1 protein-coding gene is annotated in these 645 nt (G+C 49.6%); it reads left to right on the forward strand.

The window, feature by feature from the left end; translation table 11 throughout:
* Positions 1-172: 172 nt before the first annotated feature.
* On the forward strand, positions 173-645 hold a 473-nt coding region (locus tag J5M57_RS27910), incomplete at its 3' end, for a DNA-packaging protein (RefSeq protein WP_207872081.1).

The following is a 645-nucleotide window of genomic DNA, read 5'->3' on the forward strand; positions in this document are numbered from 1 at the left end:
GTTTTCGCTATTTATGAAAATTTTCCGGTTTAAGGCGTTTCCGTTCTTCTTCGTCATAACTTAATGTTTTTATTTAAAATACCCTCTGAAAAGAAAGGAAACGACAGGTGCTGAAAGCGAGCTTTTTGGCCTCTGTCGTTTCCTTTCTCTGTTTTTGTCCGTGGAATGAACAATGGAAGTCAACAAAAAGCAGCTGGCTGACATTTTCGGTGCGAGTATCCGTACCATTCAGAACTGGCAGGAACAGGGAATGCCCGTTCTGCGAGGCGGTGGCAAGGGTAATGAGGTGCTTTATGACTCTGCCGCCGTCATAAAATGGTATGCCGAAAGGGATGCTGAAATTGAGAACGAAAAGCTGCGCCGGGAGGTTGAAGAACTGCGGCAGGCCAGCGAGGCAGATCTCCAGCCAGGAACTATTGAGTACGAACGCCATCGACTTACGCGTGCGCAGGCCGACGCACAGGAACTGAAGAATGCCAGAGACTCCGCTGAAGTGGTGGAAACCGCATTCTGTACTTTCGTGCTGTCGCGGATCGCAGGTGAAATTGCCAGTATTCTCGACGGGCTCCCCCTGTCGGTGCAGCGGCGTTTTCCGGAACTGGAAAACCGACATGTTGATTTCCTGAAACGGGATATCATCAAAGC

It is taken from the genome of Pseudomonas sp. 86_A, assembly GCF_017491705.1.
Lineage (GTDB): Bacteria > Pseudomonadota > Gammaproteobacteria > Pseudomonadales > Pseudomonadaceae > Aquipseudomonas > Aquipseudomonas koreensis.